Origin of the sequence: Acinetobacter sp. NIPH 542 (assembly GCF_000369825.1) — a bacterium.
GTDB lineage: Bacteria > Pseudomonadota > Gammaproteobacteria > Pseudomonadales > Moraxellaceae > Acinetobacter > Acinetobacter oleivorans.
Window position 1 is genome coordinate 209,096 of sequence record NZ_KB850204.1, and the last position, 26,358, is coordinate 235,453.

Below are 26,358 nucleotides of genomic sequence, written 5' to 3' on the forward strand. Positions count from 1 at the left end.
AAAGGTTGAAAAAGATTTGATGGCAAAGTAAACATCTCGTTCCTTGTTGTTTTTAAATTTATTTTACAAATAAAGTAATAAACTCATTATATCGTCTTCTTATTTAATTGACGAACAGAACTTGTTTATAAATTCATATTTTTATTTCAATGATAGTAAATTAAGTTTTAAATTTAAAAGAAACATGTACGCTTTTTCTTACATACATTCGGGAAATTGGCGTCTTTTTATGACGTGATGAATTGCCTATGATGAACTCATCAGGAACAGGAAGTTCCGAAACGTAAAACAACAATAATAAGTTTAAGCATCAGGACGTGAGGTATTACAGGAAGTGTACCTAGTAACGAAATACGAAAAAAGCCCAACAGGATGTTGGGCTTTTTTCATTTTGTATTAATAAATTTGTTTGCCGCCTAATGCTGTGCAATCAACTGGTGTATTCCATTTTACGGCAGTTCCTGTAAGTACTGGACGTACAATACGCCACGGCCAGAAACCAAATCTTTGGCTTTGATGATAATTAATCACCACATCTGCACCGTATTTACGAGCAACGATCGCTAATTTAGGTTTTACTTCTTCAAAACCACCATAGGTTCCTTTCGCGGCTTTAATACGTTTAATAGATTTATAGTGCTCTGCTGAAGGAGTACCCTCAATTAAGCAAATGGGTGGGTTTGCAGTAGTTTGCATTTGAGCTTGAGATGTAGTGTCTTGAGCATATGTTGTTAAAGGCAAAGTTAGAAATAAAGCAGGTAAAATAAAACGAAGTTTCATATTTTTCCGTATTGGTATCTTAATGAATTAAAGTTTATAAAATAGGTCTTATTCATATGACCTTATTTGGGGGCGCATTATAATCATATCTTTTTAATATTTCTTATTTTAATCTTATATTTTTTAATAAATTAGCAGCATCCTGTTTTGCTTTTAAAAGAGAAAATGTGTTTTATAAATTTATTTTGAAGCTTAAGTTTATAATAAGTCTTTATTAAAAACAAAAAACAAAGCCTTTGACAAGAATTGTCTATCCCAACTATTATCCTTAAAAAATATTCTTAATATGTTATTAATTATGATGAAGAAAATATTATCTACTTTAGTTATTGGTTTATGTCTCACTCATCCAACCTTTGCACAGCCTGCTTCTAGTGAGTCTGTAAAAGAATTAATGAAGGTCACAAAATCCCAAGATTTATATAAACAAATGAACTCGTACATTGAGCAGATGATTTCAAAAACAATCTCTGAAGTTGAAATACAACAAGGTAAACCCCTTAATTCACAACAAAAACAGGTCGTGGCAAATTTTGCTAAAAAGTTCTCTAACATTACTGTAGAAGACATGGGTTGGGAAAAACTTGAGCCTGAATTTACTCGTATTTATGTGACAAATTTCACTCAAGAAGAAATCGATGGATTAATTAATTTTTATAAATCACCAGTTGGTCAAGCAGCCATAAACAAAATGCCTCTAGTGATGGAGCAAAGCATGAAATTGGGCCAAGATCTAACTAAAGAAGCTATGCCTAAAATTATAGCCGCAGCAAAAGAAATGGTTATTGAATTAGAGAAATATGAAAAATAATTTGAAGGGTGTGGATCAATAGGTCTGCACTCAATTTTTTGGTAATAATTATAAATCTTTAAGTATTTCAAAATTTACAGGCAACAAAAAACCCCATAAATCAAATATTCATGAGGTTTAATGATGGTGCCGACACACGGATTCGAACTGTGGACCTACTGATTACAAGTCAGTTGCTCTACCAACTGAGCTATGTCGGCGACGTGGAATGAATTCTACAGTTTCTTTAAAAAAATACAAGCCAAAAAATGACCACTTAAATTTTTTCTATCAATTTTTAAATGTTTATGGGCTTGAGCTTTAGAAATAGCTTAAGACTTCAACACATAAATAAAAGAATCAACACGTTCGCCACTATTTAAAGTGACTTGAACAGGTACTCTTTCGTATTCTTCGCCTTCAAAATCATCCAGTAATTTCCAGTTTGCATTTAAATGTTCTGAGCTAAAAACAAAACCTTGAACTTGATTGGTACTTTCATCAAGCACAATTCCCGGATAGCCTAAATCAGCTCCCCAACCTTGATTATGTAATGTTCCGTTGACGCAACCTTCTACCCATTGTCCGCCAGTATTTTCAAGTATATGTGCATTAGGACGACCTGGGCCTAAAGTGCCATAAACAAATAAACTCGACATGTGATTTTCCTTTAACTTAAAAATTAATGAGCTTTTGCGTGTGATGTATAAACCACTAAAAATATTCCAAGTAACGACAGTACAACGGTTAAGCCTACGATTGCACTCCATCCACCGTGTAACCAGAACCAGCCACCTGCTGAGCCGACAATACTCGAACCCATGTAGTAAAACAGTAAGTACAGTGAACTGGCGTGGGCTTTGGCTTGTTTGCTTTCGACACCAACGGAACTACTGGTGAGTGAGTGGGTAATAAAGAACCCTGTGGTTATAAATGCAATACCAATAATAATGCCGAAAAGAGAGCTGAGCAGGGTCATAAGGCTACCCACAATCATTAAGGCAAAACCGCTCATCATCATGGTTTTTTTACTGAAGCGGTCGGCTAGTGTACCTGCCAATGATGAAGATACCATCCCAAAACTATATGAGAGAAAAATAAGGCTAATTTGAGTCTGACTCAGCGAATAAGGCGCTTCACTTAAACGGAAAGTAGCGTAGTTAAACAGAGTCACAAAAACACTCGTGAGCAAGAAACCAATGGCAAACAGGTGTAGTAATTTTAAATTACTTAAATGGTTCCGCCACATTTGCAGATGAAAATTTAAATTCAAACCTTTTTTCTGTACGAAATTACGCGAAGCAGGAAGTAAATTCAAAAAGGCAATTGAGCAAATAAAACAGATTGCGCCAAGTAAACCTAAAGCAGTTCGCCAAGAAAAATATTCAATCAAAATGCCCATGCCGACACGGCCCATCATTCCCCCAAAAGCCGTTCCTGCAATATATAAACCCATGGTTTTACCCAAGTGTTCAGGTGCGATTTCTTCGGCAATCCAAGCCATAGTTACGGCTGGTACACCACCAAGCAATAGACCTTCTAGTGCTCGTGCTATGAGTAAGCTATGCCAGTTAGGTGTAAACATAGCCACAATATTAAGAATAGCTGCACACAGCATTGAACTGAAGATGACACCACGACGACCAATTGCCTGTGAAAAAGCACTCGATAGCACAATCGAAATTGCTAAAAAGGCAGTGGTTAGAGACAGGGCAAGGGAGCTGCTCGCAGGGCTAATCTGGAAGCTTTGGCTGAATGCTGGCAGGAGTGGCTGTACACAGTAAATCAGAGAAAAACTGGCAAAGCCTACGAGGAATAAAGCAAATCCTGCGTGCTTATAGGCTTTGGTCCCTTTGTGAATCCATTCGCGGGAAAGAACAGAAGTTGCCTCAGTGCTTAAGGTACTGGGTGTAGATGAAGAGTTCATATCATGACCATGACAGAAAGAAAGTGCAGTGCGTTGGAACATGCTGCATCGAGAGAATTCGATAAATTAAAATTAGCAATTTAGATGGTATTTTTCTAATATATTTAACAATAGGTCATGATATGTTTTATATATAGCGATGGAACTCAGACATATACGCTACTTTCTAGCGGTAGCAGAAGAAAAAAACTTTACCAGAGCGGCGCATCGTTTAAATATGAGTCAGCCGCCTTTAAGCATGCAAATACGTGACTTAGAGGAAGAGCTAGGCGCAGATTTATTTATTCGTTCTCCGCATGGGGTGGAGCTGACTGAAGCTGGGCTTGCCTTTTTTAATGCGATTCAGCCTGTACAACAACGTGTAGAAGATGCAGCGAACTTGGTTAAACAGGTAGCAAATGGTGAAGTGGGCCAATTACGATTGGGTTTTACAGGCACCTCAATGTTGAATCCTCTCATTCCTAAATGCGTTCGTTATTTCCAGCAGCAATATCCTAAAGTTGATTTAAAACTTGAAGAAGCGAACACCTTGCTGCTCATCGATTTACTACTCGAAGACCGCTTAGATGTTGCGATTATAAGGTCACCACGCAATATTCCAGACAGTTTAATTATTCAAGAGTTATTAGCAGAGCCACTCATTGCTGCTTTACCTTCTGAGTCTTTTAAGTTAGATGATTCAACGCAAGAAATTGATTTAACGGCACTGCGAGAGCTTGATTTTATTGTCTCGCCACCTTCAATTAGCGCAGGGCTTTTCGATGCGATTAAACAAGCCTGTCATGAGCGTGGTTTTGAACCAAAAATTGGACAAAATGCACCGCAAATTGTGTCAATTTTATCGTTAGTGTCTGCAAATTTAGGCGTATCTTTGGTCCCAGAGTCGACCAAACAATTGCAAATACAGGGCGTGGCCTATCGTTCTTTGAAAGCACCTGTCCCTACGGTGGGCTTAGGGCTTGCTTATAAGAAACATGCCCCTTCACAAATGGCAATTAATTTTGCCAGTGTGGTGCAAGTCGCTTGTCACCATGCAGACGAATATCAATGAAATTGGTTTATGCTTTAGGCGCTTTGTTAATTAAAACAATGCCTGAAATAATGAAGATTGCACCATACAAAAACGATAAGGTTGGCTGTTCATGAATGAAAACCCAAGCCATTAGTGCCGCAAAAATGGGTTCGGAAAGTTCGGTCACTTGTACTTTTGCTGCGGGTAGATAGGTTAAGGCTTTGGTTGTGCAATAAAATCCAAGAATGGTAGGCAGAACTGCCAAGCCTATTAAACCTAAAATAATATTGGAATTAAAACTAATGCTATGAAAATTAATTAAAAAGGGGACGGCAAGATAAACACTACCAAAAAGTAATAAATACTTCGTTAGGAATAAGCCCCCATTTAATCTGAATTTTTTAATTAATACTGAAAATAGCCCATAGCCAGTGCCTGCAATAGAGGCATTGATCAGCATTAATAAACTATTTTCACCTTTCCATGAAATTAAACTAATACCTGCTACAGCTAATAATGTTCCAGCAATAGAATGAATATAAATACTTTCTTTTAAAACTAATCTACCAAAAAATAAAGCTGAAATAGCCGCTGAAGCCATGAGTACCACAACTACATTGGCCGCAGCACCATGGTTGTAGGCAATGGTCTCGAAAAAGAATAGTGAAAAAATTCCTAAAAAAGCACATATCGCAATTTGGACAAAGACACTCAGTTTACTTGGCGTGTTGCTAATAAAAGCAATCTTTTGGCTAACAGGCACTTTAAATAAAAACACACTTAAAAAGAAAAAGGCGATAATGGTTTTTAAAAAGGCAATGTCTTGTGGGTTTAAACCACTATGCATGAGTAATTTACTAATGACACCAATAGAGGCATTGAGTGCGGCTGCACAAAGCGCAAATAGGCTTCCAATAATTAGATTATTCACTTTTCTAATACTTCCATATATTTAGCCATAAGGAGTCTACATTGTTTTTCGCAATATAGCCCTGTCAAATTCCTTCTTTTCCATGAAGTATAAATTATTTAAATTTTGTTGGTGATGGATATTAATTTGAATTAATCCATTTATTAAAAATTATTTGTTGTTTGATTGTTAATTAAATTATTTTATTTAATTTTAATTAGAAATTCTTAAAAATAATATTTTGTTGACATTTTTAAAAATATATTTAAACATAATATTTGATTGTTTTAAGTTTAATTAATAACAGTCTTAATTCTAGCTAAATAAGTATTTAATACTTGGATAATAATTTAAATATAATGGAGATAACTCGTGTTTTTTTCACAGGAAAGTTTGAAAAAATTAGAAAGTGCGGTTGATCATGCTATGCATAGCGAGTTTAAAAAAGATGAGATTATGCATAAATTTCATAATGAAGACTGGTTCGATGAAAATTATTATAAACGTCATATTTTAGAGTGTGTTATTCGCATTCATATGAATAATGAATTAGATGCAAATGCAGTGCGTGTTGCAGCAATCAATAATATCTCTGCCGCAAAACAGCTTTCATATTATTTATATGATGAATTTGGTCACGATGAAATGTTCGGTCAGGATTTGACTAAATATGGCTATTCTTCAGATCAGATCGTTTCAAAAAATGCATTTCCTGAAACATGGAAACTGATGGGGTATTTAAACTTTTGTGTAGAGAAATTTGGGGCATTACCAGCAGTCGTTTGGGACTGGTTCCTCGAATATTACGGTGACAAATTTAATAATTTTATTACCCAAAAAGCGGGTGTTCATATGGGGAATCAGGCTGTATCTGGTGCAGCTTCGCATGTTGCATTTGATGAAGCTGAAGACCATAGCGGCATGATGACAGAGATGCTTTCTTCTGTAATTAAGACACAAGAAGACTTTGATCTAGCAATCAAGCATATCAATAGCTTTGTTCCAATGGTGGGTGAGTATTTTCAGGCTGTACGTGCTGAAACGCTTTCATAGCAATGGAATTAGAATATGCCAATGGTAAATATCCGCACTCAAGAGCATATTTACATTGCTGATTCAGAACAGCCTCTCATCAATGCGGTGCCTGATAGCGCCGTGTTGAAAGGCTGTTTAAAAGGTGTGTGCCGGGTTTGTCGATGTAAGCTAAAAGGTGGAGTCGTATACGAATCGGGGAATCGGGTTGCCGTAGGACAAGAGTTCTTACCTTGTATTAGCTATGCTCATAGCGATGTCGAAATCGCACCATTGGTTAATAATTTTAGTGTGGCTCAACTTGTTGGTAGAAGTTTTCTTGCTGAAAATATTGTTGAGCTCACATTTAAAATTAAAAGGACGTTCTTTAGCTCTAAAGCAATTGTGAATATCAAACACCCATCAGAGCCTTTAATTCGAAGTTACTCTGTGGTTTCACTGGGTGTGAAAAATTATGATTTTTTTGTTTTGCACATAAAATTAAGACCAAATGGAATATTTTCTAACTTATTTCAAAAGCTAGCGATTGGTGATCAATTAGAATACAACCTGAATAATCATATAGAACCTGAATACGAGAAAAATATCTCTACGCTGAATATTGTAAGCGGTGGAAGCGGCATGGGAGCTGCCCTTACTCGTGGATTGGATCTCATCCGAAAAAATCCTATTTCTAAAGTAAATATCTATGCGATTAATCGGTCGGTTTTAAGTGATTATCATCAACATTGCTTCAATGTTTTTCGAGAACAAGTTGATGCTGAGGTCAATATTATAAATATCCCGTTTTGTACGTGGACGAATAATGGATTTGATTTTTCAAATTATTTGGACTCTCACGAGTTAACAGTGGGTGTTGGTTCTACCCCAATAATTAATAAAATTTTAAATCAGCCTCTGTGTGAGTTAGAAAGTTTTGGTCCCTAACGGAGACTGTAACAATGACAGTAGTAGTTATAGAACCTATTTCTTCAGGCGTCACTTATTTAAATGCCGCTCAAGAATTAGGGATAGATTTATATGTTTTTTCTACTGATGAAGGAGAGTGCAGCATTGATGGAACAATGCGCCAAAAAGCAAAAGAAATAATAAAAATAGATACCAGTGATTTTCATAGTCAACTCTCTAAAATTGTTGAGTTAAAGACCATAAAAGCCATTTTACCTGGTGTTGAATATGCAGTACCTATGGCAGCACAACTCGGTAACTCATTTGCAAAAAACTCTCTTGAATATATGGCAGCTCAAACAGTTCGAAATAAATTTAAATTTCGTGACAAGCTAACCAAGTCGGGTTTAAGCAATATTAAATATGCCTTGATTTCACAGGGCAAAGAAATTGACTTACCTCTAGGTTTTAAGTTTCCTGCTGTAGTAAAGCCAGTTGATATGGCGGGCAGTATGTCTGTTAAAAAAGTTGCAGATTTTGAGGAACTTTTAAGAACAGTTGAAGCGATCTGGAAAGCTAAGCCCAACGATATTGGTTTCTATGCCAGTGGTGATTTAATTGTTGAAGAATACATTATAGGTAAAGAATACAGTGTTGAAGGAATTATCCATACAGATGGAAAAATAACCTTTGCTTCGCTAACAGAAAAATTATTAGGGCCAGAACCTTATTTTGTCGAAATTGGGCATATTGTGGGTAATCAATATGACCGCCAATTTTCTGCACATGTTTTTGACTATGCTGAAAAAGTAATTCGAACCTTAGAGTTAAATATAGGGCCTTTTCACTTAGAACTGCGAGTTACACCTCAAGGAAAAGCAGTCGCAATCGAGTTAGCAGCACGTTTACCGGGCGACAATATTGTTGAGTTAATTAAATTGGCGACTAATTTTGACCTTGCTCAAGCGGTACTGAGTGAATACTTAGACCTACCATATTCACCTTCAATAGAAAAAAATCTGGTTTCTGCAATTGCCTTTATGCCCCAAGGTAATCACCGTTTGTTCAAAGGTTTTAGTGGTTTAGATCAACTGTTAGAAGCACCTGAATGTGTACATCATCATTTCTACTATGAAACAAACGATGAACTGGCGTGCAACCATGATTGGACCTCACGATTAGGCTACTTCATTTTCCGTTCCGAAAGCGAAGATAAGATCCGTAGTTTAGTCAAACATATACATGAGCAGGTGAAAGTCATATGAAACATGTATTAATCATCAATAGATATGACGATGAATTGTCTGATTATAATAAATATATAGATCATGATGCCGTGCATGTGTCTTATATTTCATTAACAGAAACGATGCGTTATATCACTTCTTCAAACTGTTACTGCATAGCTGGGTTAGAGCAGTTAAATGAAGAAGAGGTTCTCGATCAGGCTAAAAAAATCTATAAGAAAAAACCTATAGATTATGTTATTGCCATCTCAGAATATGACCTCGACGCAGCTGCTCGCATCCGAACTGAATTGAATATTGTGGGTGCAACCGTCGAAGACAATTTGTTGTGCCGTAACAAGAAAAAAATGAAAGATGCTTTAACTCACTCAACTGTACGTTATCCAAAATATGCCGAAGTATCTTCGTATCAAGATATTGAAAAGTTTTTGCTGGAAAGTGGCTCAGCGATTATTTTAAAACCTCAAGTAGGCGCGGCTTCTGAAGGGGTAATTAAAATTAGTGAGTTAGCCGATATTCCTCGTTTATCTTCATATGCGGGCTATGAAGTAGAAGAATTTATTGAAGGGGATATCTATCATGTCGATGCGATTATTTCAGACAATAAAATGCCTTACTTTAAAGTCTCAAAATATATTAATACCTGTTTAGACTTCAGAAATGGTGCACCATTAGGTTCTGTAACGATTGATAATTCTGAATTTATTAACAAAGTAGAAAAATTTACTTTAGACGTATGTAAATTCTTAAAATTAAAAGATCAGGCAATTCATCTTGAATTTATTGAATCGAAGGGTGAGTTGGTCTTTTTGGAAGTCGGTGGACGAGTAGGCGGTGGAGAAATTCCATTCATCACATTACGCAATGAGTCCGTCGACTTATATGAAATGTGGATTAAGGCGGCCATGAAAATTCCACAAGAACCAGTGAACACGAAAATTACGGGCTTTCTAATGATGCCGAACCCTTATAGTTCTGGCTTTTTATTTAATGGGATTAAAGAGCTCGAAAATGAAACCATTACCTATCAATTGATTCAGGAAAGTGGTGGACATAACAATTTTAGTTATGAAAATATCCCTGCCAAAATTCATTTCATGGGAGATAGCCAAATACAGGTCGAAGATGCGATTAAAAATAGTATGAAAATTTTGCAAAGCGCAATTTGTCAAAATCATCATTTTAATTTGAGTCTGAGTGAATCTTCTTAGTTGAGATTTGGCTAAATTCTAAAAATCAAAAGGCTTGGACTTAAAATGTTCAGGCCTTTTTAAATGGTGTAATGAAAGTACCTACATAACCACCATTCTAATAGACTTTTGTTTCAGAGAATTGTGATTTGTAGAACTAACTCATATTATATAATTAGTTAATTATTAAAGAATTTTAAAAATGATTAAATCTATTATTTCAGGTTGCGCGGTTCTCACACTTTCAGCTTTGTCGGTCACGCATGCAGAGTTTTCTTTTGAACAAGAATTACAACAATGCTGTAATAAAGTGAAGCAATACGCGAGCTTAGGTAAGAAAAACTACGACCAAAAACAATATAAAAAGGCACTCGAAAACTTTCAGAACCAAGCTTCTTGGACTGCATTTTGTAAAGCCAATGCAGATGAAACCACGGTTAAATTTACCGACCGAGATATTGAGGTTGCCAACAATAACGTAGGATTAGCCTATGCCAAATTAGGTCAGCCACTTTGGGCGAGAGCATGGTTTATGCTCGATGAAAAATCAAAATCTAGCCAGTTTGATCTTAAACAGTTACCTGCACCTAAAGCTTCAAATGATTTATCAGGCGAATATGTGCGCTACTCAGGTTTTGGTGAATGGGATCACATCACGGTAAGCCGTGAGAAGGGTCAATATGCAATCAGCTATGCTGGTTTATATATGGGTCTTAGAAGCTTAATTTACGGCCCGAACATGGGTGAGTTTGGGACCACAATGCCGAGCAATAAAAAGCAAATCGTCTATAAAGATCAAGACTGTCACATTCAACTCGACTTTAAAAGCAACGCGAAATTAGGAAATTATATTCAAGCCAAACAAAACGAGGGTAACTCGGGCTGTGGCTTTGGACATAACGTCTATGCAGATGGCACTTATTTAAAAGTTGAGTCTGGGAAATAAAACTAAAAAATAGGGAATTGAATGATGAATAAATTTGCACGGTTGCTACTCGTTTCTACGATTGCCATTTCATCTCAAATTTACGCCGAGCCAACCAGCACATGCAAAGAGGTGAAATTCCAAAAATCCGATGAGGCGTGGAGTGGGCACTATTATTTAAATGGCGTGATGGAAGTCGGTTCAGAGCTTTTACTTCAGCCAGATGGCAAGTTTCAATGGATGCTCGCTGTGGGTGCTTTAGACCAATATGCCGAAGGCACATGGTGGAAAAACGGTGACTGTATTGGCTTAAAACCAGAGGCTAAATTTAAAAAGGATTTAAGTATTTTCCCTGAAAGCCTAACGATTTCTGACAAATCATTAGACGCGATTTGGGAAGGGAGGCGCCAACAAGGCACATATAGCAAAGACTAAACTAAAAAGTCCGACACTGAGTCGGACTTTTTTATGGCTTATATTTTAGTGATTCACCGCAGCAAGTTGCTGAGCGTTATAGCGCGCGCCCATGTTTGGATATCTCGCAATAATTGCGTCGATTTCTGCCAAATCTGCCGCTGTTAAATCAAGGTCTACAGCGCCAGCATTTTCCACAAGTCGCTCGATTTTACGCGTACCCGGAATTGGAATAATGTCTTCACCTTGCGCCAAAATCCAAGCCAAAGCCAGTTGAGCCGCTGTCGCGTTTTTGCTTTGGGCAAATTCACTAAATGCTTGCGCCAAGCTTTGGTTATTTTTCCAGTTATCGCCCTGATAACGTGGTAACTGGCGACGGAAATCGTTTTCTTCTAGGTTGCCGACATCGAGCGTGTTAGTAATTAAACCACGCGACAGCGGTGAATACGGCACAAGGCTAATGCCTAACTCACGAATGGTTTGCAAATGGGTTTGCTCAAACTCACGGGTGAGGAGCGAATATTCATGTTGAACCGCTGCAATCGGGTGAATCGCATGTGCTTTACGAATGGTTTCAGCCGAAGCTTCACTGAGTCCTAAATAACGCACTTTACCTTGTTTGACCAAGTCAGCCATTGCGCCAATGGTGTCTTCAACTGGAATATTCGGGTCAATGCGGTGTGCATAATACAAATCAATCACGTCTGTATTTAAGCGTTTTAAACTGTTTTCGACCGCAACTTTAATCCACTCTGGAGAACCGTCGATATAAGACTCTAAAGAGTTTTGTGGGTTAAGGTTGTCTTCTTTATAACGAAAGCCAAATTTGGTCGCCAAGAACACTTTGTCGCGATGTTTTTCTAAAACTTTTGAGAGCAAAACTTCGTTTGCACCGTTGCCGTACATGTCGGCGGTGTCCCAAAAGTTAATGCCGAGGTCTAATGCTTTTTCTAGAGTGGCAATGCTTTGTGTGTCATCTGAGGCACCATAGGCAAAGCTCATTCCCATGCAACCTAAACCAAGTGCTGATACTTTTTCGCCTGTTTGTCCTAAAGTTCTATATTTCATTTTTCACACTCTTTTTGCAAAATCACTTGAGTAGAAAAACTATAAAATGCTTTGGCTCAAACTGACGTATAACATTCAAACCAATAATTATAAAATTCAAACAATCTGTTTTTAGACCATACAGTCTTCACGGAACTTTTTAGGCGAAAAACCCGTATTTTTCTTAAAGAAGTTGGTGAAATACGCTGAATATTCAAAGCCTAAGCTATAAGCAATTTCGGAAATATTCCAACTGGTGTGTTGTAGTAGTGCTTTGGCTTCTTGCGTAATGCGCGAGCTAATATGTTCAGAGGTGGTTTTGCCTGTGGCCTCTTTTACAGCGCGGTTTAAATGGTTTACATGCACGGACAAACCATAAGCATAATCATTTGCCGTTTTGAGTTTAAGTTGAAAATGTGGCGAGTCGATGGGGAACTGACGCTCTAATAATTCAAAGAACAAATGGCAAATCCGAACCGCAGCATTACTATGTTTTTCAAACTGTTGGGTCGGTTGCATTTTCATGGCTTCATGCACAATCAGGTGCAAATAGTTTCTTAAAACGTTGTATTTATGCATATAGTCTGAATTTATTTCAGTCATCATCTTTTTGAAAATAAATGAAATTTCTTCAACTTGTTGGTCGTTTAAAAAATATAGTGGATCGCCGTCGACTTTAAACAGCGGTGAGTCTTTTAAAAAGCTTTGTCTCGATTCTTGGTTTACAAACTCTTCGGTAAATAGACAAAACCAGCCAGCTTGTTCGGGCGAATTAATTTCCCAAGCGTAGGGAACCATCGGGTTTGAAAACAGTAAAGCAGGGCGGTCTACCCGAATCCAGCGGTTAGCATAGTGAAGGTCGCCTGTGCCTAAAACCAGTGAAATTTTATAATAATCGCGGCGGCTATAAGGAGTCAGAAACGAGCAAGCATCGCGCTGGAACACGTTAAAATGTCCAAACGAAGTCGATGGAACCGAGTAATCACTATCTCTGGTTAAAGAAAAGCGGCGATAAAAATCATGTATGGTTTCCATGTCTTTGCCTGCATGCGTTATCAATTTATTTAAAGTTATAAAATTCAAACTTTATTTACTTTAGCTTTTATTTATGGCGCGATCAATCGGTTCATTTAAGCAGTTTTGAAAATGAATGATTTTTTATAAATACTCTGGGTAAGCAATGTAAGAAGACTCTACATATTCGAAGCCCATTTGCCGATAAAGGGTAACCGCTGGAGTGTTATCGATGTCGACAATTAAGTGAGCAATCCGTCCAGTTGCAACGATTCGATTGACCGCGAATTGTAAGACGCGCTCGGCAAAACCTTTTCGGCGATAAGCAGGGAAGGTGTATGTGCCGCCAATAGAAACGAGTCGATCGGTTTCTATGCCTAAACGCACAATCGAAATGATTTGTTCGTCTGCTTCAAGCACAATAATTTTTTCTTGTTGAATCAGAGATTCCCAATCAGGTGCTTCATTCACTGAGCGCTCATGATTATATTGATGTTGATATTCAATAAGACGAGCAATATCCGAGAGTTCAGCCAAGCGGCCTTGAGCTTGAGAAAATTGGCGTGAGCAAACCATGATCCATTGATCATATTCTCTTAAAATATGCCCTTTTTGTTTGATCTCGGCATGTAGTAAGTCTCGCCCGATTGCGGTCGTTACAATCCGATGCGGTTGAAGCTCTAAAATTGAAGTGCAGAGTAATGCCCCAGATGATGCCTCTGATGGAACCCAGAAGCAGGTGCCGCCAGCAAGGATGACCGCGACACCTAAAAGTTGTTCGGCGTTATGTGGGGCATACAACCGCAAGAGTTGCCATTTGGCATCGAGAGTTTGTGTTTGATCAAGAAAGGCCATAGCCCCAATAGAATAATAAAACTGTTCATCAACCCATTGAAAGATAAGTTGATATTCTTCTGAACAGGTGGGAGGTCCCTTTATTATCATTATTAATTACCTATTCAAATGATGAACTCAATCATAATTCACTATCCTATATTTTTACTATTATCATGATATTTTTAAATTTAAGTTGAATGACTGTTTAGCTTAAATATCTAATTGAATGAAAACAAAAATTATTTAACCAATTTCTATTCAACCTTACATTGACACTCAAAAACTCGCGGATTATCCTTTGCCTGCTGGTCACATTACCAGTCGGTTTTAGCAGGCCGTATTTACCCAACGCACACGAAAAAGTCTCTCTTTTTTGTGGGCATCCCTACGTGTCCCCCTCTGCGGCGGAACGGGAGGGGGACATCTTCGGATGTGCTGATTTTTGGGTAAATCAGTCTGCTAACCCCTTTTCGTTTCGCCACCATAATCATTTAGCAGTGATGTGGCGAAGCTTCTTAATTACCCAAGGAGTTCGCTCATGCGTACTATTTCATCTCTCTCATTGGCAACCTTTGCCAAAATTTTTACCTCTATACCCAACTGGTCTTTAAAACGGTTTAACCGACTCTAGGTTTTAAGCCATAGGTCATTACGACTATAAAATCATAGCAACAATAAAACCCGAGATAGGCGAGCACACCATTTTTGTGCGGCTTCTGCATGCCTGTATTTAGCGCTCAATTTAAGAGTGACGGCATTTCTATCTCTTTTATTTACAACAAAAAATTATTTTAAGCGGTATACATGAAAAATTTAGACGCCTCACGTAAAGCACTACACGTGATTGATACAGCAACAGATTTATTTAAACAATATGGCTTTAATAAGGTCGGGGTAGACCAAATTATTGCCGAATCTCAAATAAATAAAGGCACCTTTTACAACTACTTTCACTCCAAAGAAAGATTTATTGAACGATGTCTGGTCGTGCAAAAAGAGCAGTTACAAGAAAAAGTGAGTGTAGTGAGTGAGTTTTACCAAAATGCAGATTTGTCTGATCAACTCAGGCAAATTTACCTTTTACATGCTGACTTAAAAAGCGCGTATTACCTGTTGTTTAAGGCGATTTTTGAAATTAAAAAGCTTTATCCAAATGCGTACCAAACTGCACTCAGATATAGACGGTGGCTTAAAAATGAAATTTTCTGCTTGCTCATGGAAACCAAAAAAACAGTTTCCTATGCAGAAGCGGAAATTTTTGTATTTATGATTGATGGCACAATTCTGGGGCTGTTAAGTTCAGATGAAGAAAGGGAAAGAGATGCTTTGCTTGAGTATTTTTTAGAGCGGGTTTGAGGGGGAAGGCCTAGATTTAGGCCTTTTTAAACTTAAAAATTTGATGACAAGAATTATTGAATAATTTTAATTAAAAAATAGAAGTGTAATTTATACATACACTTCTATTTGCTTATAAATAATGAATTATAGTTCTGTTATTAGAAACTCTAATTCATCCTTATAAGGCATTAGAGGTTCATATAATTGTTGATAAGCTTTACCTATAGCTCCTCTAAATTGTACTAAATTAGGAGGGTTAGTTCCTACATGTAGTATGTGTTGAATCGCAATGCCTGGGTATGGATCTATAAAAACAACTTCTTTTATACCTAATTGATAAGCTTTTTTTGCACACAACTCACAAGGGCTAGCAGTAGTAAAGAGTTTCCCACCTTCAATACCGCTACCACCATATTTAGCTAATTGTAGAAATGCATTTTCTTCTGCGTGTAATGATCTGGTATGAACTTGATTTTTTTCACCATCTATTTCATTTTGTAAAGATTTAAAACAATACGCAAGATTCTTACCAGGATTAATATCTTTTAATTTAATTAGTCTCTCATTAGCTACTTTTTGGAATTTCTCACTATGTCTTTCATATTCACTATAGGTAGTGTCACTTGTAAAATTCGTAACACCTTTTAACGATCTTAAATTACAAGGAACTTGTCCTTTTGCAACATCATTCCAACCAACAGCTTTAATTGAGTAATTAGCATCAGTAACAACTGCACCTACTTGACGTGAGATACAGCCAGAATTTAATTTAGCTGTATATGCAATTTGCATGACTCTTTCTAACGAAGTAGGTGTAATAAGGCCAGGATGCTTGATTAAACTTAAATACCAAGCTAATTGAGCTTTTAGAATATTATGATTATTAGGCTCATTCCTTGGATTAAAGATATGAATATCAGATATTTCTATACATTTTTTGACATTTGGAATAATTAACTCTTCTAGGCCTTTAACGTCATAGCCAGTTTCTTTTTTATCGACATCCTCTATTTGTTGAACACTAAACTTATATTTATCCTGTAAATATTTTCTTCGATCGGTAGTAGGTGCATTTATAGAAATTAGATAAAAAGCTGAATATCTATCTTTAAAAAATTTAGCTTCATAAGGATTACGTATAGCATCAATTACGATATAACATTTACTCTGATTTTTTTCATTTTTAGCTCTATGAATTTTTATTACTTTATTGATCATTTGGGGCAGAATATGTAAGCCTTGTGGATCAAAATTTTTCCCCTCAAAATTACTATATATTTTTTGAGTTTTTCTTAATGAGTCGCCAATATGTTGGTAAATATTCACATAGCAGTTACCAAATTTATCCTTAAGAATTTGTTTAATATCAGTAGTAGCTTTCTGTATAAAACTCAACCATTCTTCTAAATTCAATGATATTAAATCATCATTTTGCTCGCCACATACATATTTTTGGATTTTATCGAATTTAGAGGAAAATTCTTTTTTGAGATTAATAAATAATGTGATTATTCCACTTTCTTCTATTTTAGATTGGTAATGGTTATCAATTTTTTCATCTAATAGTTCTCTAAAGCTATCCACTTCCATTTCCAAAAGTTTAGTTGTAATTAGCTCACTTACTTTGATTAAAGTAAATGGATAATGATTATTTTCAATGTAGTCTTTTACTAGTTTATATCTTTCTTTATCTAAGCCCTGAAAAAAAGATTCATTATCAATATTAACTTGGTTCTCTAAAGGAAATGTTAGTTGTTCCTCTGTCAAAAGTTTAGATGCTGTCGAACATCCTGAACCTGTACGTCCTGTGAGCCCAATGATTATAAAGTTATTTCTCTCACTTAATAAATCAGAAATTAAGGTATTCTCTTGCATAACAATAGGCTCTTTTTTTGAATAATTAGAACATGAAATTAAGGACTTTAATAAACAAATAATAGAAAAATAAATTAAGTCTATAGAGTCATTAGAAAATTATATTTTAAGATACGATTTGAAGTAAACCCTATTAGTCGAAAGTACGATAGCCAAGAGTGAACTATGTTTTAAAAAAATAATTTTTTTAAGCTATAATAGATCTCAATATTTATATAAATTTCTATGACATGAAAAATTTAAATATATTAGATGATGAAGAGCGCGAGAATAAAGGCTTAGATACCTTATTAAGATTCGAATATCAAATTGATTGGGCAATTTATCATGCTTTAGATAAGTTAAGTCAAAAGCAAGAATTTGTAGCTTTTATCGAATTTCATGAGGATGTTTTATTTGCTAATAGTTGTGCATTTAATCCATCTACTAGATTTGAACTTTTTCAAATTAAAACGACGTATAAATCTTATACTCCAGCAAGCCTTACAGCATTAAAAGGCCCTAATTCTACTTTAGGAAAAATGATTTTAGGAATTAAAGATAAATTATTTGAAAAACAAGTGGATAAGTTGTGTTTACTTTGCTTGGAAGATATTAATTTTAGTCATAAAATACAAGATGTTGATAAAGATTATAAATTTAGTGAACTGCATGAAAATGATAAAAAAATTCTAAAAAATGCTATCTCAAATGAGTTAAATTTTACAATAGATTCTAAATATGAAGATATGATTATCTTCCGTAAAACAGCATTAAATTTAGAACAATCAGATCGTCAAATAAAACATAAAATACAAGATTTTATTGAAAATACCTATGGGGATGTTGGTATGCGTCCTCCTAATATATACCGAGTTCTTGCAGATGACCTTCGGCCAAAATCTCAGCATAAAAAACGTTACGAATTTTGGGAAGATTGTGTTAAATATAGAGGTCTTGCTAGTCAAACCATTTCTGAGCATATTGTAAAAAATACAGACCAAAATGTAGAAATTGAGCTTAAAGAATTGATTGAGTCACAACTCACAGAAAAGGGCGAAAAATCAATTAAAATTTCCAGAATATTAAAGAAAGTGCGTGAATATTTTTTATTTAAAACATGTATTAGTTCCGCTGTAGTACAAAATGAATTAGATCAATTCCTAAGTGAAATAAGTTTACCTTTAGATATTGATGATGAAAAAACATATTGGGAATCTATAGATTTACTTGATAAAAAAATAAATGAACATGTTTTATTAAAAGAATATAATAAGCTACAAGCGGTAGCTATATATGAAGTTTTTAAGGTGCTTTATGACCAGTTTTAAAAATAAAAATTCTCAAAAAAACTTTAAACTTTTAATCAGGAATTTACGTCATGCAAAATACAAAGAGTTATTTCCAATTTCAGAGAATCGTCATGAGATCTCTCAAAGAGCGCGGAGGGAAAGTACAAAAACTTTATCTCAGAACTCTAATTGATTCTAAAGATAATACAAAAGGAAAAACGACTCTTATCAATAGTCTTTTTTGGGGGTTAGGCTGTGAAGTGAAATTCGAAGAAACTTGGTGTGATGACCTAGAAACTCTTATTTCATTCTCAGTGGCAGATAAAAATTATGAAATTTATAGAAATAATGAATTCATTTCTATTGTTTCTGAAGATGAGGATAAGTCTTATAAGTATCCAATTAAGTCAAAAAAGGTTGATAGCGATTTTATTGAAAAGTTGAATGAAATTCTAAACTTTAATGTTTTATTAAAATATGCAAAGGCGAAAAAACTTTCTCGAGTACCACCAAGTTACTATTTTGCGACTACTTATATTGAGCAAATGACTGGCTGGGCTAATTTCTGGTTGTGTTTCCAGAATATGAATGCTTTTGATAAAAACAATAGAACTGAATTAATTAAATATATATGTGGTGTACTTGATAAAAAATACTATGAAAAAAAGTATAGTGAAAATATTATTACACAAGAAAAAAAAGAAATAGAGAAAACACTTGAGAGAGAAAATTGTAATTTTACTTATTTAAAAGGTTTTGAAACTGAAAAATATTTAAATAATGTATTCAGAAAGTCACTTACTCTAGAAAATTATGAAAAAAAACTGCTCACATTAAGAAATGAATATTTAGACAAAGCTTCAAATTTATCATCTCTAACAAATGAAATAGAGTTAATTAATATTGCAATAGGAGAGTTAGAACAAGATTACGAATATAGTGTTCGTAATGTTGATCCTTTTGAAGTTACTTGCCCAACTTGTGGAGTTATTCATGAGAATGATATTGTTAATAAGTTCTCAATTTTAAAAGACTCAGATCTTTTATTGAAAAGAATTGAGCGACTAATTGAAGAAAAGAATAAAACTAGACAAGAGCTTCATAAATTATCCAAACTTATCCAATTTGAAGAAGAAAATATAAATGAGCTTATGGATCAAAATGATGTACAAGAATACTTAGACTATTCAGTCGTGCAAAAAAAAATGATTCCTGCTATTCAACGTAGGATCAATCATAATCAAATACTTATTGAGGAGAAAAAGAATCTAATTACAGAGTCTAAGAATGAAAGGTCATTAATTGAAAAAGAAAATCAACAAGATCTAGAAGATGAATTTGTAGATTATTTTGAAAGATTATGTAGAGAACTTGAAATAACACGCGGGAAAAAGAAAAATTTTACAGAAATTCTTAACCACACCAGTGGGGGAGCTAATGGTATTAAGCATATGTTAGCTGTTCGTTTAACATTATTACATGCGATGTGTACTTATGCCGAGTCTTCTATACCACCTTTTGTTATAGATTCTCCTCGTCAGCAAGACATTAATGATTATAATTATGGCCTCGTTTTGAAAGCCTTTGATAAAATTCCAGAAAATGTTCAATTTATTGTGGCAGCAGTAAAATCCCAACCCATTAGTGAAATTCGGGATAAATTTGAGGAAATTTTTATTGGGAAAAAATTATTATCAGAAGATGAGTTTGATATTTCTAGCTTATTAATTAATAAACATGAAAATAAAATAATTTTTATAGATTTAGATATTAAACAGTAAAAAGAAAAATAATAAAAGGCCCATCATATGGGCCTTTAGTTTATTTACTTAAAAAATTCTGCTGTAAACTTGGTGAAATTTTTGGAGCTAGTTCTATACCAGCTGTAAAAAACCAACATGTGATTGCTACGAATATAATCACTAGTATCCATTGTTTAATGTCCGATATTTTACTATGAAATATTTGTAAAGATATTTTTCCTAGGGATAAAGTGATTATTGTCATTGTAATGACAAATAATATACCGCTAAACACTGCCGATAGAATAATATTTCCAGTAATTTCAAATAATTTTCTTCCATAAACTAACATTAATGTAATTAGAAAAGTTCCGAATACTTGATCACTAAAAAATGTCATAATATGGTTGTATTTTAGTGTTCCCCTAGGAATTTCTAAAAAATTTTCTAATTTATCTGATTTTTCTCTATCTTTTTCTGTATATATAAAGCTAATTAAGGCAGCAATGTAAGCTATAGTAACACTAAGGAAAACTACAACAAAAGCAGTTATTTTAGTGGGATAACCGAAAATATAATATAGAGTTACATCAATACCAGAAATTAATAAAATGAAGAGACAAAAGAACGGCCTACTTTTAAAAAATTTAATCATGTGATATATAAGTTATGTTACTAAAGAAATGAGCGACTATTTAAATATAGTTATCGGCAGTTTATATTATATTTTTGTATATATTGTTTTATTGAAAGTAACCCAATAGCAGTTTAAATATTTTATACAAATATTTCATTTATTTTAACATTAATAGGAATTCTGTAATTTAAAAATTTATTAAATATCAAAAATCACTAGGTTGATATTTTGTGAAATAAGGGGTAGCGTTTTGAAATTTATGAAAAGAATAACCTACTAGTAAAATCTAAATGATTTACTAATAGGTTTATAAAAGGAGTTTAAATTTTACTCAAAACCAATTCTTTAATCTTAACTGCCTTTTCAAAATGATCTAGCTTATGCTCCATAATCCACCAATGCGCTGCTTCCATAAGTAGCTCAGGGTTATCATTCTTATTTTTAAAAAAAGCGTAAAAAGACAGACCAACATTGTCTCCCTTCTTTTCAATTTTATCGTCGCATCCCTTAATAAATATTTCTCTTAATTCATTTCTCATAATTAGTATCACTTTAAGTCTATAAAACTAAGACGGCTTATTCTGCTCGCCCCATTGGCACATCATATCTAATAAAGGAATTAAAGATTGCCCTTTTTCTGAAAGGCGATACTCAACCTTTGGCGGAATTTGAGGATATTCCTTGCGGGTAATCAGTCCATCTCTTTCCAATTCTTTAAGCGTATTGCTAAGTGTTCTAAACGAAATATTGCCAATGCAGCGTTGCATCTCATTAAAACGCATGACATTTTTTTCATACAGCCAATACATAATAATCATTTTATATTTGCCATTAATCAAAGAAAGGGTATAGCCAAAACCCGTATCTTCTAATGGTGTATATGAAGGAATGCACTCAGTCATTTTTAAAATCTACACTATCTTTTAGTATAGTATATAACATAAATTACCGTACTTATATTTAGGAAAGCACACTTCTATAATCGATTTATCAACTTTCTGATAAGAGTGTTTTCATAATGAAAAAGACATTAGTCATTGTTACCCATCCTCACATAGACCAATCTGTTGTGAATAAAAGATGGGTAGAGGAACTAGAAAAACATCCAGATCAATTTACAGTTCACCAAATTTATCAGGCCTACCCAGACGGGGTGATTGATGTTGCCAAAGAGCAAGCGCTTGTAGAAGAACACGAAAATTTAGTATTTCAATTTCCAGTGTATTGGTTTAACTGTCCACCGCTTTTGAAACAATGGATTGATGAAGTTGTGACTTATGGTTGGGCTTACGGCTCAACAGGTGACAAGCTTAAAAATAAAAAGTTTATGTTGGCTTTGTCCGCTGGTGTGAAAGAAAAAGTTTATTCAGAGTCTGGTGAATACAAGCTTTCTTTAGAGCAGATTTTTACTCCATTTAAGCTAACGGCTTTATATGTTGGGGCGGACTACCAACCACTTCATGCATTTTATGGTTTAGACACAAACCCTTCAGAAGATGACGATGTTCCGACTCAACAAGATATAGAAGATAATGCGATCGAGTATGTTCAGAAGTTATTAGCGTTGTCTAAGTAAGTTTTAAGTTAAAAAGGCCTGAATGTAAGGTTTGGGTCTTTCAATACAAAGTCCCTATAATGCTAAAATGAAAACTAGAATAATTAATTATTCTTCAATAGGCTTAAAAATATGAAATCATATTGTAGACGATTTAAATTATAGTAAATATGGCCTTCTCAACCAACTAAATTAAAAAAATATATTTTTTATGTTTAGTACTATCTTGATTAACATAATATTTGGGTGTATTTTGAACGAAATATTAAATATAAGAGTAAGAAATATGGCACTCTATAAGGATTCTAGCATTTTAAAATATGTCCCAAATTGGGATGGGTGGGACAAAGTTTATAAACCCAGTGATATAGTTCCCCACTCTGGTATATATAAATGTACAGGCTGTAAGAAAGAGATTACTTCAAATAAAGGAGATAGATTTCCACCACAAAATCATCATCAGCATGATTCTCTTCTGAGTAGTATTCAATGGAAGATGATTATATATACTGATACCGATGGTTCATATAATTATTGAGCTAAAGTGTCAAGTTAAAGGTCTATAAACTTATACATACCTTTAAAATATAAGACCTGAGATAAATTCTTAAGAAATGAATTTAAGCAGATATTTAAAAAATTTTCTTGAGAATATTTTTTATTTTTGGCTTATTTATAGAATTGAAGTAGAGAATTTTTATTATGAATCATGACCTTCTACACATAGATTCTTTAAAGAAATTATGTGAGGAGATTCGACAAGAAAAAGTAAATAAAATATTCATTGAAGAAAAACTTACATTTTTACTGAATTATTATAGTGTTCTCAATTTCGTAAATATTAAAAAAGATAGTCTCATTTTTAGAGCTAGGAAATTAGAATCTAATGATAGTTATGATCATATAAAAGAGCTAGGTGCACCACCAGCACATTTGACAAAAGCCAATAGACTAAATTGTCCTTTAGATCCAGTATATTATTTAACACACAATATGTTATGTGCTTTTGATGAGATTAGGGCTGTTGCTGGGGATAGAATTCAAGTTATGGTTTATGAATCTAATAAGCAAATATCCCCTAGATTAGCTATCATTGGTGAAAAGAAAAATGTATTTAGGAGGGGAAGTTCAAAATATAGTAGTGAAATTGGTAGTTATATAATAAAAACATTATCTGATTTATTCAAAAAAGATCAAGTTGCGTTTCAAAGTTATATATATTTAGATAGTTTCTTATCTGATTTATTAAATGATAAGGAAGCAAATGAATTAGATTATATACATACTCAATCATTATTAAGGTTAGTGCAGAAGAAACATCCAGATATTAAGGGTTTTATGTATGATGGGGTAGCTTCTGATGGAGCTATAAATATAGCTTTAGATGTTGATATTGCTGAAGTATATTTAAAACCTATATACACAATTACGCTTAATATTGTTGAGGTATATGGTTATGGATTGTATAAGTATAAAATTGAAAAAAAATCCAAAATAATTTTAGAAAATGGTAGTGTTGTTTGGAGGTAAATCAATGTATTTCAATTGGATAGTTTGTTTTTTTTGAAATCTATTATTCCCTAATAAATCATTTGCAAAAATCAAATTTGTCTATAAGTTGAAAATACAATAATACATCTTTGGAAAAATTATGAATATCGCGCCTTTTCCATTTCAAATTACAAACTGGGAAGAAATTGAAGTCACTGAATATAGCGGTGAAACAGGAAAAGCTTATTGGAAAACTCAATTTTTTGGTGAAGAAGTAAATAAAATTAGAGTGAGACTTGTGGAGTACTCAGCAAATTACTTAGCAGACCATTGGTGTGAGAAAGGGCACATATTATTTTGCCTAGAAGGCGAGTTAGAAAGTAGATTGAAAGACGGAAGAACATTCACTTTAACTTCAGGTATGAGCTATCAAGTCGGAGATAACTCCGAACCACACCAGTCTTTTAGCTTAAATGGTGCGAAGTTACTTATTGTTGATTAGATTCAATAAAATAGAGGGATAGCAATCTCTATCCCCCATCAAACACTTTAATTTGCCAAAATTATCATGGCAGTAACTAAACTTGTAATTCCTAAAAAGACATCTTTTAAACCAGCTTGGTCATCCATATAAGCCGGCGTAGTAACAAATAAGTTTTGTTTATCGACCACGCAGCTTGAGGTTTGACAAACATGGTGAATTGAACCCGTTTTTTCAATTTCTTTAGCAGTGTTAATGTCAGAACCCAATGTGATATTTGGGCGTAAATCTCCAAATGTAAGTGCCAAGAGAGCAGGGGATATGCATATTGCTCCGATCGGTTTTTTACTTTGATGAAACGCTTTTAGAATTGAGGCAACTGTAGAATGCACTCTTGCTTCTGCTCCTTTAAAGGCAAAAGTTGATAAATTTTTTGCGACTCCGAATCCACCCGGAAGAAGAAGGCCATCAAATTCATTTTCATTAAGTTGATCGAGTGAGGAAATTTCGCCTCGGGCAATTCGTCCTGCTTCTTGTAAAATATTTCTCCGCTCAGTCATGTTTATTTCGCCACTCACATGGTCGATGACATGAAACAAAGGCTCATCAGGTGCAAAAATTTGATATTCAATATTGGCTGTATCTAAAGCTAATAGTGTTAAAACTGATTCTCTAATTTCAGAACCATCCAAATAACCACAACCCGATAAAATGACTGCTACTTTTTTCATCTGCTTTCTTAAGTACCTTTTTTGATGTGCAAAAGATATTAAGTTTTCTTCTGAAAATTCTTTATACGCAGATTTGCCATCATTTCGCCTTAAGTAAGCATTTTTGTTTTGCGTAGCTCGCGCGGAGTAATGCCAAATAAATTTTTAAACTGTTCTGTAAATCTTGATTGTGATTGATAGCCGCATTCAAATGCAATATTGCCAATACTAGTGTTGGTGGTTTGAATTAAGTGTAATCCATGCCCCAGCCTTACTCTATTCCGAATATCTTGAATGCTATTTCCTTCACTTTTTAGCTTTCTTCGTAAAGTCGATGAACTCATAAAAAGTTGGGATGCGATAAATTCAGCTGTGAGTTCTGTAGATAAGTGATCAGAAATTAATGCCTGAACTTTGTCACTCAAACTTGTAGTCATATTCAGGCTAGAGATGTCTGTGTAACCAGAATGATAAATAAGCTCTAAAAGTTCTCTTCTTCTAAATTTAAAAACAGAAGGCGGCGCAATGAGAGAAAAATCTATAAATTGAGAAAGTGCATTTTCTAGTAAGGCGTTGAGTTGGCCTTGTACAAATTTTTTAGAAGTTCCTGACGGATTTGGGAGTTCTTTAAAGTCATCAAAATCGAATTCGATGAGGAGCGCAAAATATTCTTCTTGATTTGGAATGTTGCGCATATCAATGCTGGCGCTATTTGATAAAAATATAAAAGAACCCGCTTCACATACAATGTTTTCAGTTCTCCCTAACTCTTTAACGCCACTTAAGATAGCGATGAGTAATGGTTTCGTAATCGGAACATTTCTAATTTTTTGTTCTTTATAGGCTGAATAAATTGAAAAAGGTAAGTTTAAATTGTTATGTAAGTTAATTGCTTTTTTAGATAAAGAAGTGAGATTTTTCATTAAGTTAAAATGTTTGATTTAATCTATGGCTTAAATAAGATCAGAAAATTATCGGTCTTTTCGAGGCGGTTTTTTTAATATTTGGCTAATAAAAAAGCCTAAACCGATTAGGTTTAAGCCTCTTTAAATTTCAATTCTGGCGGTGAGAGAGGGATTCGAACCCTCGATACGCGCAAACGTATACACACTTTCCAGGCGTGCTCCTTAAGCCACTCGGACACCTCACCAAGGCGTGCGATAGTAACTAAAAAATCGAGTCCTGCCAAGATTTAAGATGAGCATTACAGAAAAAAAATAATAGAGGTGATAAGATTGCGATAAA

At 34.4% G+C, this 26,358-nt stretch carries 26 protein-coding genes, 2 tRNA genes and 1 pseudogene; 14 read left to right on the forward strand and 15 right to left on the reverse strand.

What is annotated here, in order from left to right; all coding sequences use genetic code 11:
* Positions 1 to 396: 396 nt before the first annotated feature.
* Complete coding sequence (locus F886_RS01980; protein WP_005300754.1) at positions 397 to 780, reverse strand: hypothetical protein; 384 nt, start codon at positions 778 to 780, stop codon at positions 397 to 399.
* A 298-nt stretch (positions 781 to 1,078) separates the two neighbouring features.
* On the opposite strand from F886_RS01980, the gene F886_RS01985 reads away from it, so the two are divergent.
* Complete coding sequence (locus F886_RS01985) at positions 1,079 to 1,591, forward strand: DUF2059 domain-containing protein (RefSeq protein WP_157411678.1); 513 nt, start codon at positions 1,079 to 1,081, stop codon at positions 1,589 to 1,591.
* Positions 1,592 to 1,715: 124 nt separating this feature from the next.
* On the opposite strand, the gene F886_RS01990 is transcribed toward F886_RS01985, so the two are convergent.
* The 3 genes from F886_RS01990 to sxtP all read right to left on the reverse strand — a co-directional run bounded on the left by F886_RS01990 (position 1,716) and on the right by sxtP (position 3,497).
* Positions 1,716 to 1,791, reverse strand: a tRNA-Thr gene (locus F886_RS01990).
* Between the two features lie 111 nt (positions 1,792 to 1,902).
* Positions 1,903 to 2,229 carry a gamma-glutamylcyclotransferase family protein gene (locus F886_RS01995; RefSeq protein WP_005300758.1) on the reverse strand — a complete coding sequence of 109 codons (327 nt, stop codon included), beginning with the start codon at positions 2,227 to 2,229 and terminating at the stop codon, positions 1,903 to 1,905.
* Between the two features lie 23 nt (positions 2,230 to 2,252).
* Positions 2,253 to 3,497 carry a multidrug efflux MFS transporter SxtP gene (sxtP, locus tag F886_RS02000; protein ID WP_034590665.1) on the reverse strand — a complete coding sequence of 415 codons (1,245 nt, stop codon included), beginning with the start codon at positions 3,495 to 3,497 and terminating at the stop codon, positions 2,253 to 2,255.
* Positions 3,498 to 3,636: 139 nt separating this feature from the next.
* Here sxtP and sxtR point away from each other — a divergent pair.
* Positions 3,637 to 4,582, forward strand: a pseudogene (sxtR, locus tag F886_RS02005) (multidrug efflux pump transcriptional activator SxtR).
* Here the strand turns inward: sxtR and F886_RS02010 are convergent.
* Positions 4,556 to 5,440 carry a DMT family transporter gene (locus F886_RS02010; protein ID WP_005300767.1) on the reverse strand — a complete coding sequence of 295 codons (885 nt, stop codon included), beginning with the start codon at positions 5,438 to 5,440 and terminating at the stop codon, positions 4,556 to 4,558. The pseudogene sxtR and the gene F886_RS02010 overlap by 27 nt on opposite strands.
* 351 nt (positions 5,441 to 5,791) lie before the next feature.
* On the opposite strand from F886_RS02010, the gene F886_RS02015 reads away from it, so the two are divergent.
* From F886_RS02015 to F886_RS02040, 6 genes are all read left to right on the forward strand, one after another.
* Positions 5,792 to 6,472, forward strand: coding sequence for a hypothetical protein (locus F886_RS02015; RefSeq protein ID WP_004789949.1), 681 nt, complete (start codon positions 5,792 to 5,794; stop codon positions 6,470 to 6,472).
* Between the two features lie 15 nt (positions 6,473 to 6,487).
* Positions 6,488 to 7,378, forward strand: a complete 891-nt coding sequence (locus F886_RS02020) for an FAD-binding oxidoreductase (RefSeq protein ID WP_005300770.1) — start codon at positions 6,488 to 6,490, stop codon at positions 7,376 to 7,378.
* A 14-nt stretch (positions 7,379 to 7,392) separates the two neighbouring features.
* Positions 7,393 to 8,604 carry an ATP-grasp domain-containing protein gene (locus F886_RS02025; protein ID WP_005300772.1) on the forward strand — a complete coding sequence of 404 codons (1,212 nt, stop codon included), beginning with the start codon at positions 7,393 to 7,395 and terminating at the stop codon, positions 8,602 to 8,604.
* A complete protein-coding gene (locus F886_RS02030) occupies positions 8,601 to 9,797 on the forward strand; it encodes an ATP-grasp domain-containing protein (RefSeq protein WP_005300774.1) in 1,197 nt (398 codons plus the stop codon). Before F886_RS02025 ends, F886_RS02030 begins: the two co-directional genes overlap by 4 nt.
* 181 nt (positions 9,798 to 9,978) lie before the next feature.
* The gene (locus tag F886_RS02035) at positions 9,979 to 10,722 is read left to right on the forward strand and encodes a hypothetical protein (RefSeq protein ID WP_005300776.1); all 744 of its coding nucleotides are present in this window, start codon (positions 9,979 to 9,981) and stop codon (positions 10,720 to 10,722) included.
* Positions 10,723 to 10,743: 21 nt separating this feature from the next.
* A complete protein-coding gene (locus F886_RS02040) occupies positions 10,744 to 11,136 on the forward strand; it encodes a hypothetical protein (protein ID WP_005300778.1) in 393 nt (130 codons plus the stop codon).
* Between the two features lie 45 nt (positions 11,137 to 11,181).
* Here the strand turns inward: F886_RS02040 and F886_RS02045 are convergent, their stop codons facing one another.
* The 3 genes from F886_RS02045 to F886_RS02055 form a co-directional block, all read right to left on the reverse strand.
* Complete coding sequence (locus tag F886_RS02045; protein ID WP_005300780.1) at positions 11,182 to 12,183, reverse strand: aldo/keto reductase; 1,002 nt, start codon at positions 12,181 to 12,183, stop codon at positions 11,182 to 11,184.
* 111 nt (positions 12,184 to 12,294) lie between these two features.
* Complete coding sequence (locus F886_RS02050) at positions 12,295 to 13,197, reverse strand: helix-turn-helix domain-containing protein (protein ID WP_005300781.1); 903 nt, start codon at positions 13,195 to 13,197, stop codon at positions 12,295 to 12,297.
* Positions 13,198 to 13,320: 123 nt separating this feature from the next.
* Positions 13,321 to 14,121 (reverse strand): GNAT family N-acetyltransferase, encoded by an 801-nt coding sequence (locus F886_RS02055; protein WP_005300782.1) that lies wholly within the window; start codon positions 14,119 to 14,121, stop codon positions 13,321 to 13,323.
* Between the two features lie 696 nt (positions 14,122 to 14,817).
* Here F886_RS02055 and F886_RS02060 point away from each other — a divergent pair.
* Positions 14,818 to 15,369 carry a TetR/AcrR family transcriptional regulator gene (locus tag F886_RS02060; RefSeq protein ID WP_005300784.1) on the forward strand — a complete coding sequence of 184 codons (552 nt, stop codon included), beginning with the start codon at positions 14,818 to 14,820 and terminating at the stop codon, positions 15,367 to 15,369.
* A 126-nt stretch (positions 15,370 to 15,495) separates the two neighbouring features.
* Here the strand turns inward: F886_RS02060 and F886_RS02065 are convergent, their stop codons facing one another.
* Complete coding sequence (locus F886_RS02065; protein ID WP_005300787.1) at positions 15,496 to 17,226, reverse strand: anti-phage dCTP deaminase; 1,731 nt, start codon at positions 17,224 to 17,226, stop codon at positions 15,496 to 15,498.
* Positions 17,227 to 17,456: 230 nt separating this feature from the next.
* Here F886_RS02065 and F886_RS02070 point away from each other — a divergent pair, with 230 nt between their 5' ends.
* Entirely contained in the window at positions 17,457 to 18,536 is a 1,080-nt protein-coding gene (locus F886_RS02070) for a dsDNA nuclease domain-containing protein (RefSeq protein ID WP_005300794.1), read from the forward strand.
* 50 nt (positions 18,537 to 18,586) lie between these two features.
* Positions 18,587 to 20,278 (forward strand): hypothetical protein, encoded by a 1,692-nt coding sequence (locus F886_RS02075; RefSeq protein ID WP_005300797.1) that lies wholly within the window; start codon positions 18,587 to 18,589, stop codon positions 20,276 to 20,278.
* Positions 20,279 to 20,318: 40 nt separating this feature from the next.
* On the opposite strand, the gene F886_RS02080 is transcribed toward F886_RS02075, so the two are convergent.
* The 3 genes from F886_RS02080 to F886_RS02090 form a co-directional block, all read right to left on the reverse strand.
* Complete coding sequence (locus F886_RS02080; protein WP_005300800.1) at positions 20,319 to 20,894, reverse strand: hypothetical protein; 576 nt, start codon at positions 20,892 to 20,894, stop codon at positions 20,319 to 20,321.
* A gap of 302 nt (positions 20,895 to 21,196) precedes the next feature.
* A complete protein-coding gene (locus tag F886_RS02085) occupies positions 21,197 to 21,415 on the reverse strand; it encodes a DUF6500 family protein (protein WP_005300803.1) in 219 nt (72 codons plus the stop codon).
* A 27-nt stretch (positions 21,416 to 21,442) separates the two neighbouring features.
* On the reverse strand, positions 21,443 to 21,778 hold the full coding sequence (locus F886_RS02090; protein ID WP_005300806.1) for a winged helix-turn-helix transcriptional regulator: 336 nt from the start codon (positions 21,776 to 21,778) through the stop codon (positions 21,443 to 21,445).
* A gap of 116 nt (positions 21,779 to 21,894) precedes the next feature.
* Between F886_RS02090 and F886_RS02095 the strand changes: the two genes are divergently transcribed.
* From F886_RS02095 to F886_RS02110, 3 genes are all read left to right on the forward strand, one after another.
* Positions 21,895 to 22,452, forward strand: coding sequence for an NAD(P)H-dependent oxidoreductase (locus F886_RS02095; RefSeq protein WP_005300809.1), 558 nt, complete (start codon positions 21,895 to 21,897; stop codon positions 22,450 to 22,452).
* Between the two features lie 681 nt (positions 22,453 to 23,133).
* Complete coding sequence (locus F886_RS02105) at positions 23,134 to 23,961, forward strand: hypothetical protein (RefSeq protein ID WP_005300814.1); 828 nt, start codon at positions 23,134 to 23,136, stop codon at positions 23,959 to 23,961.
* A 121-nt stretch (positions 23,962 to 24,082) separates the two neighbouring features.
* Positions 24,083 to 24,424 carry a DHCW motif cupin fold protein gene (locus F886_RS02110; protein ID WP_005300817.1) on the forward strand — a complete coding sequence of 114 codons (342 nt, stop codon included), beginning with the start codon at positions 24,083 to 24,085 and terminating at the stop codon, positions 24,422 to 24,424.
* Between the two features lie 47 nt (positions 24,425 to 24,471).
* Here the strand turns inward: F886_RS02110 and elbB are convergent, their stop codons facing one another.
* The 3 genes from elbB to F886_RS02125 all read right to left on the reverse strand — a co-directional run bounded on the left by elbB (position 24,472) and on the right by F886_RS02125 (position 26,263).
* On the reverse strand, positions 24,472 to 25,134 hold the full coding sequence (gene elbB, locus F886_RS02115; protein ID WP_005300820.1) for an isoprenoid biosynthesis glyoxalase ElbB: 663 nt from the start codon (positions 25,132 to 25,134) through the stop codon (positions 24,472 to 24,474).
* 89 nt (positions 25,135 to 25,223) lie between these two features.
* On the reverse strand, positions 25,224 to 26,036 hold the full coding sequence (locus F886_RS02120; protein ID WP_005300823.1) for a helix-turn-helix transcriptional regulator: 813 nt from the start codon (positions 26,034 to 26,036) through the stop codon (positions 25,224 to 25,226).
* A gap of 137 nt (positions 26,037 to 26,173) precedes the next feature.
* Positions 26,174 to 26,263 (reverse strand) — tRNA-Ser (locus tag F886_RS02125).
* Positions 26,264 to 26,358: the final 95 nt, after the last annotated feature.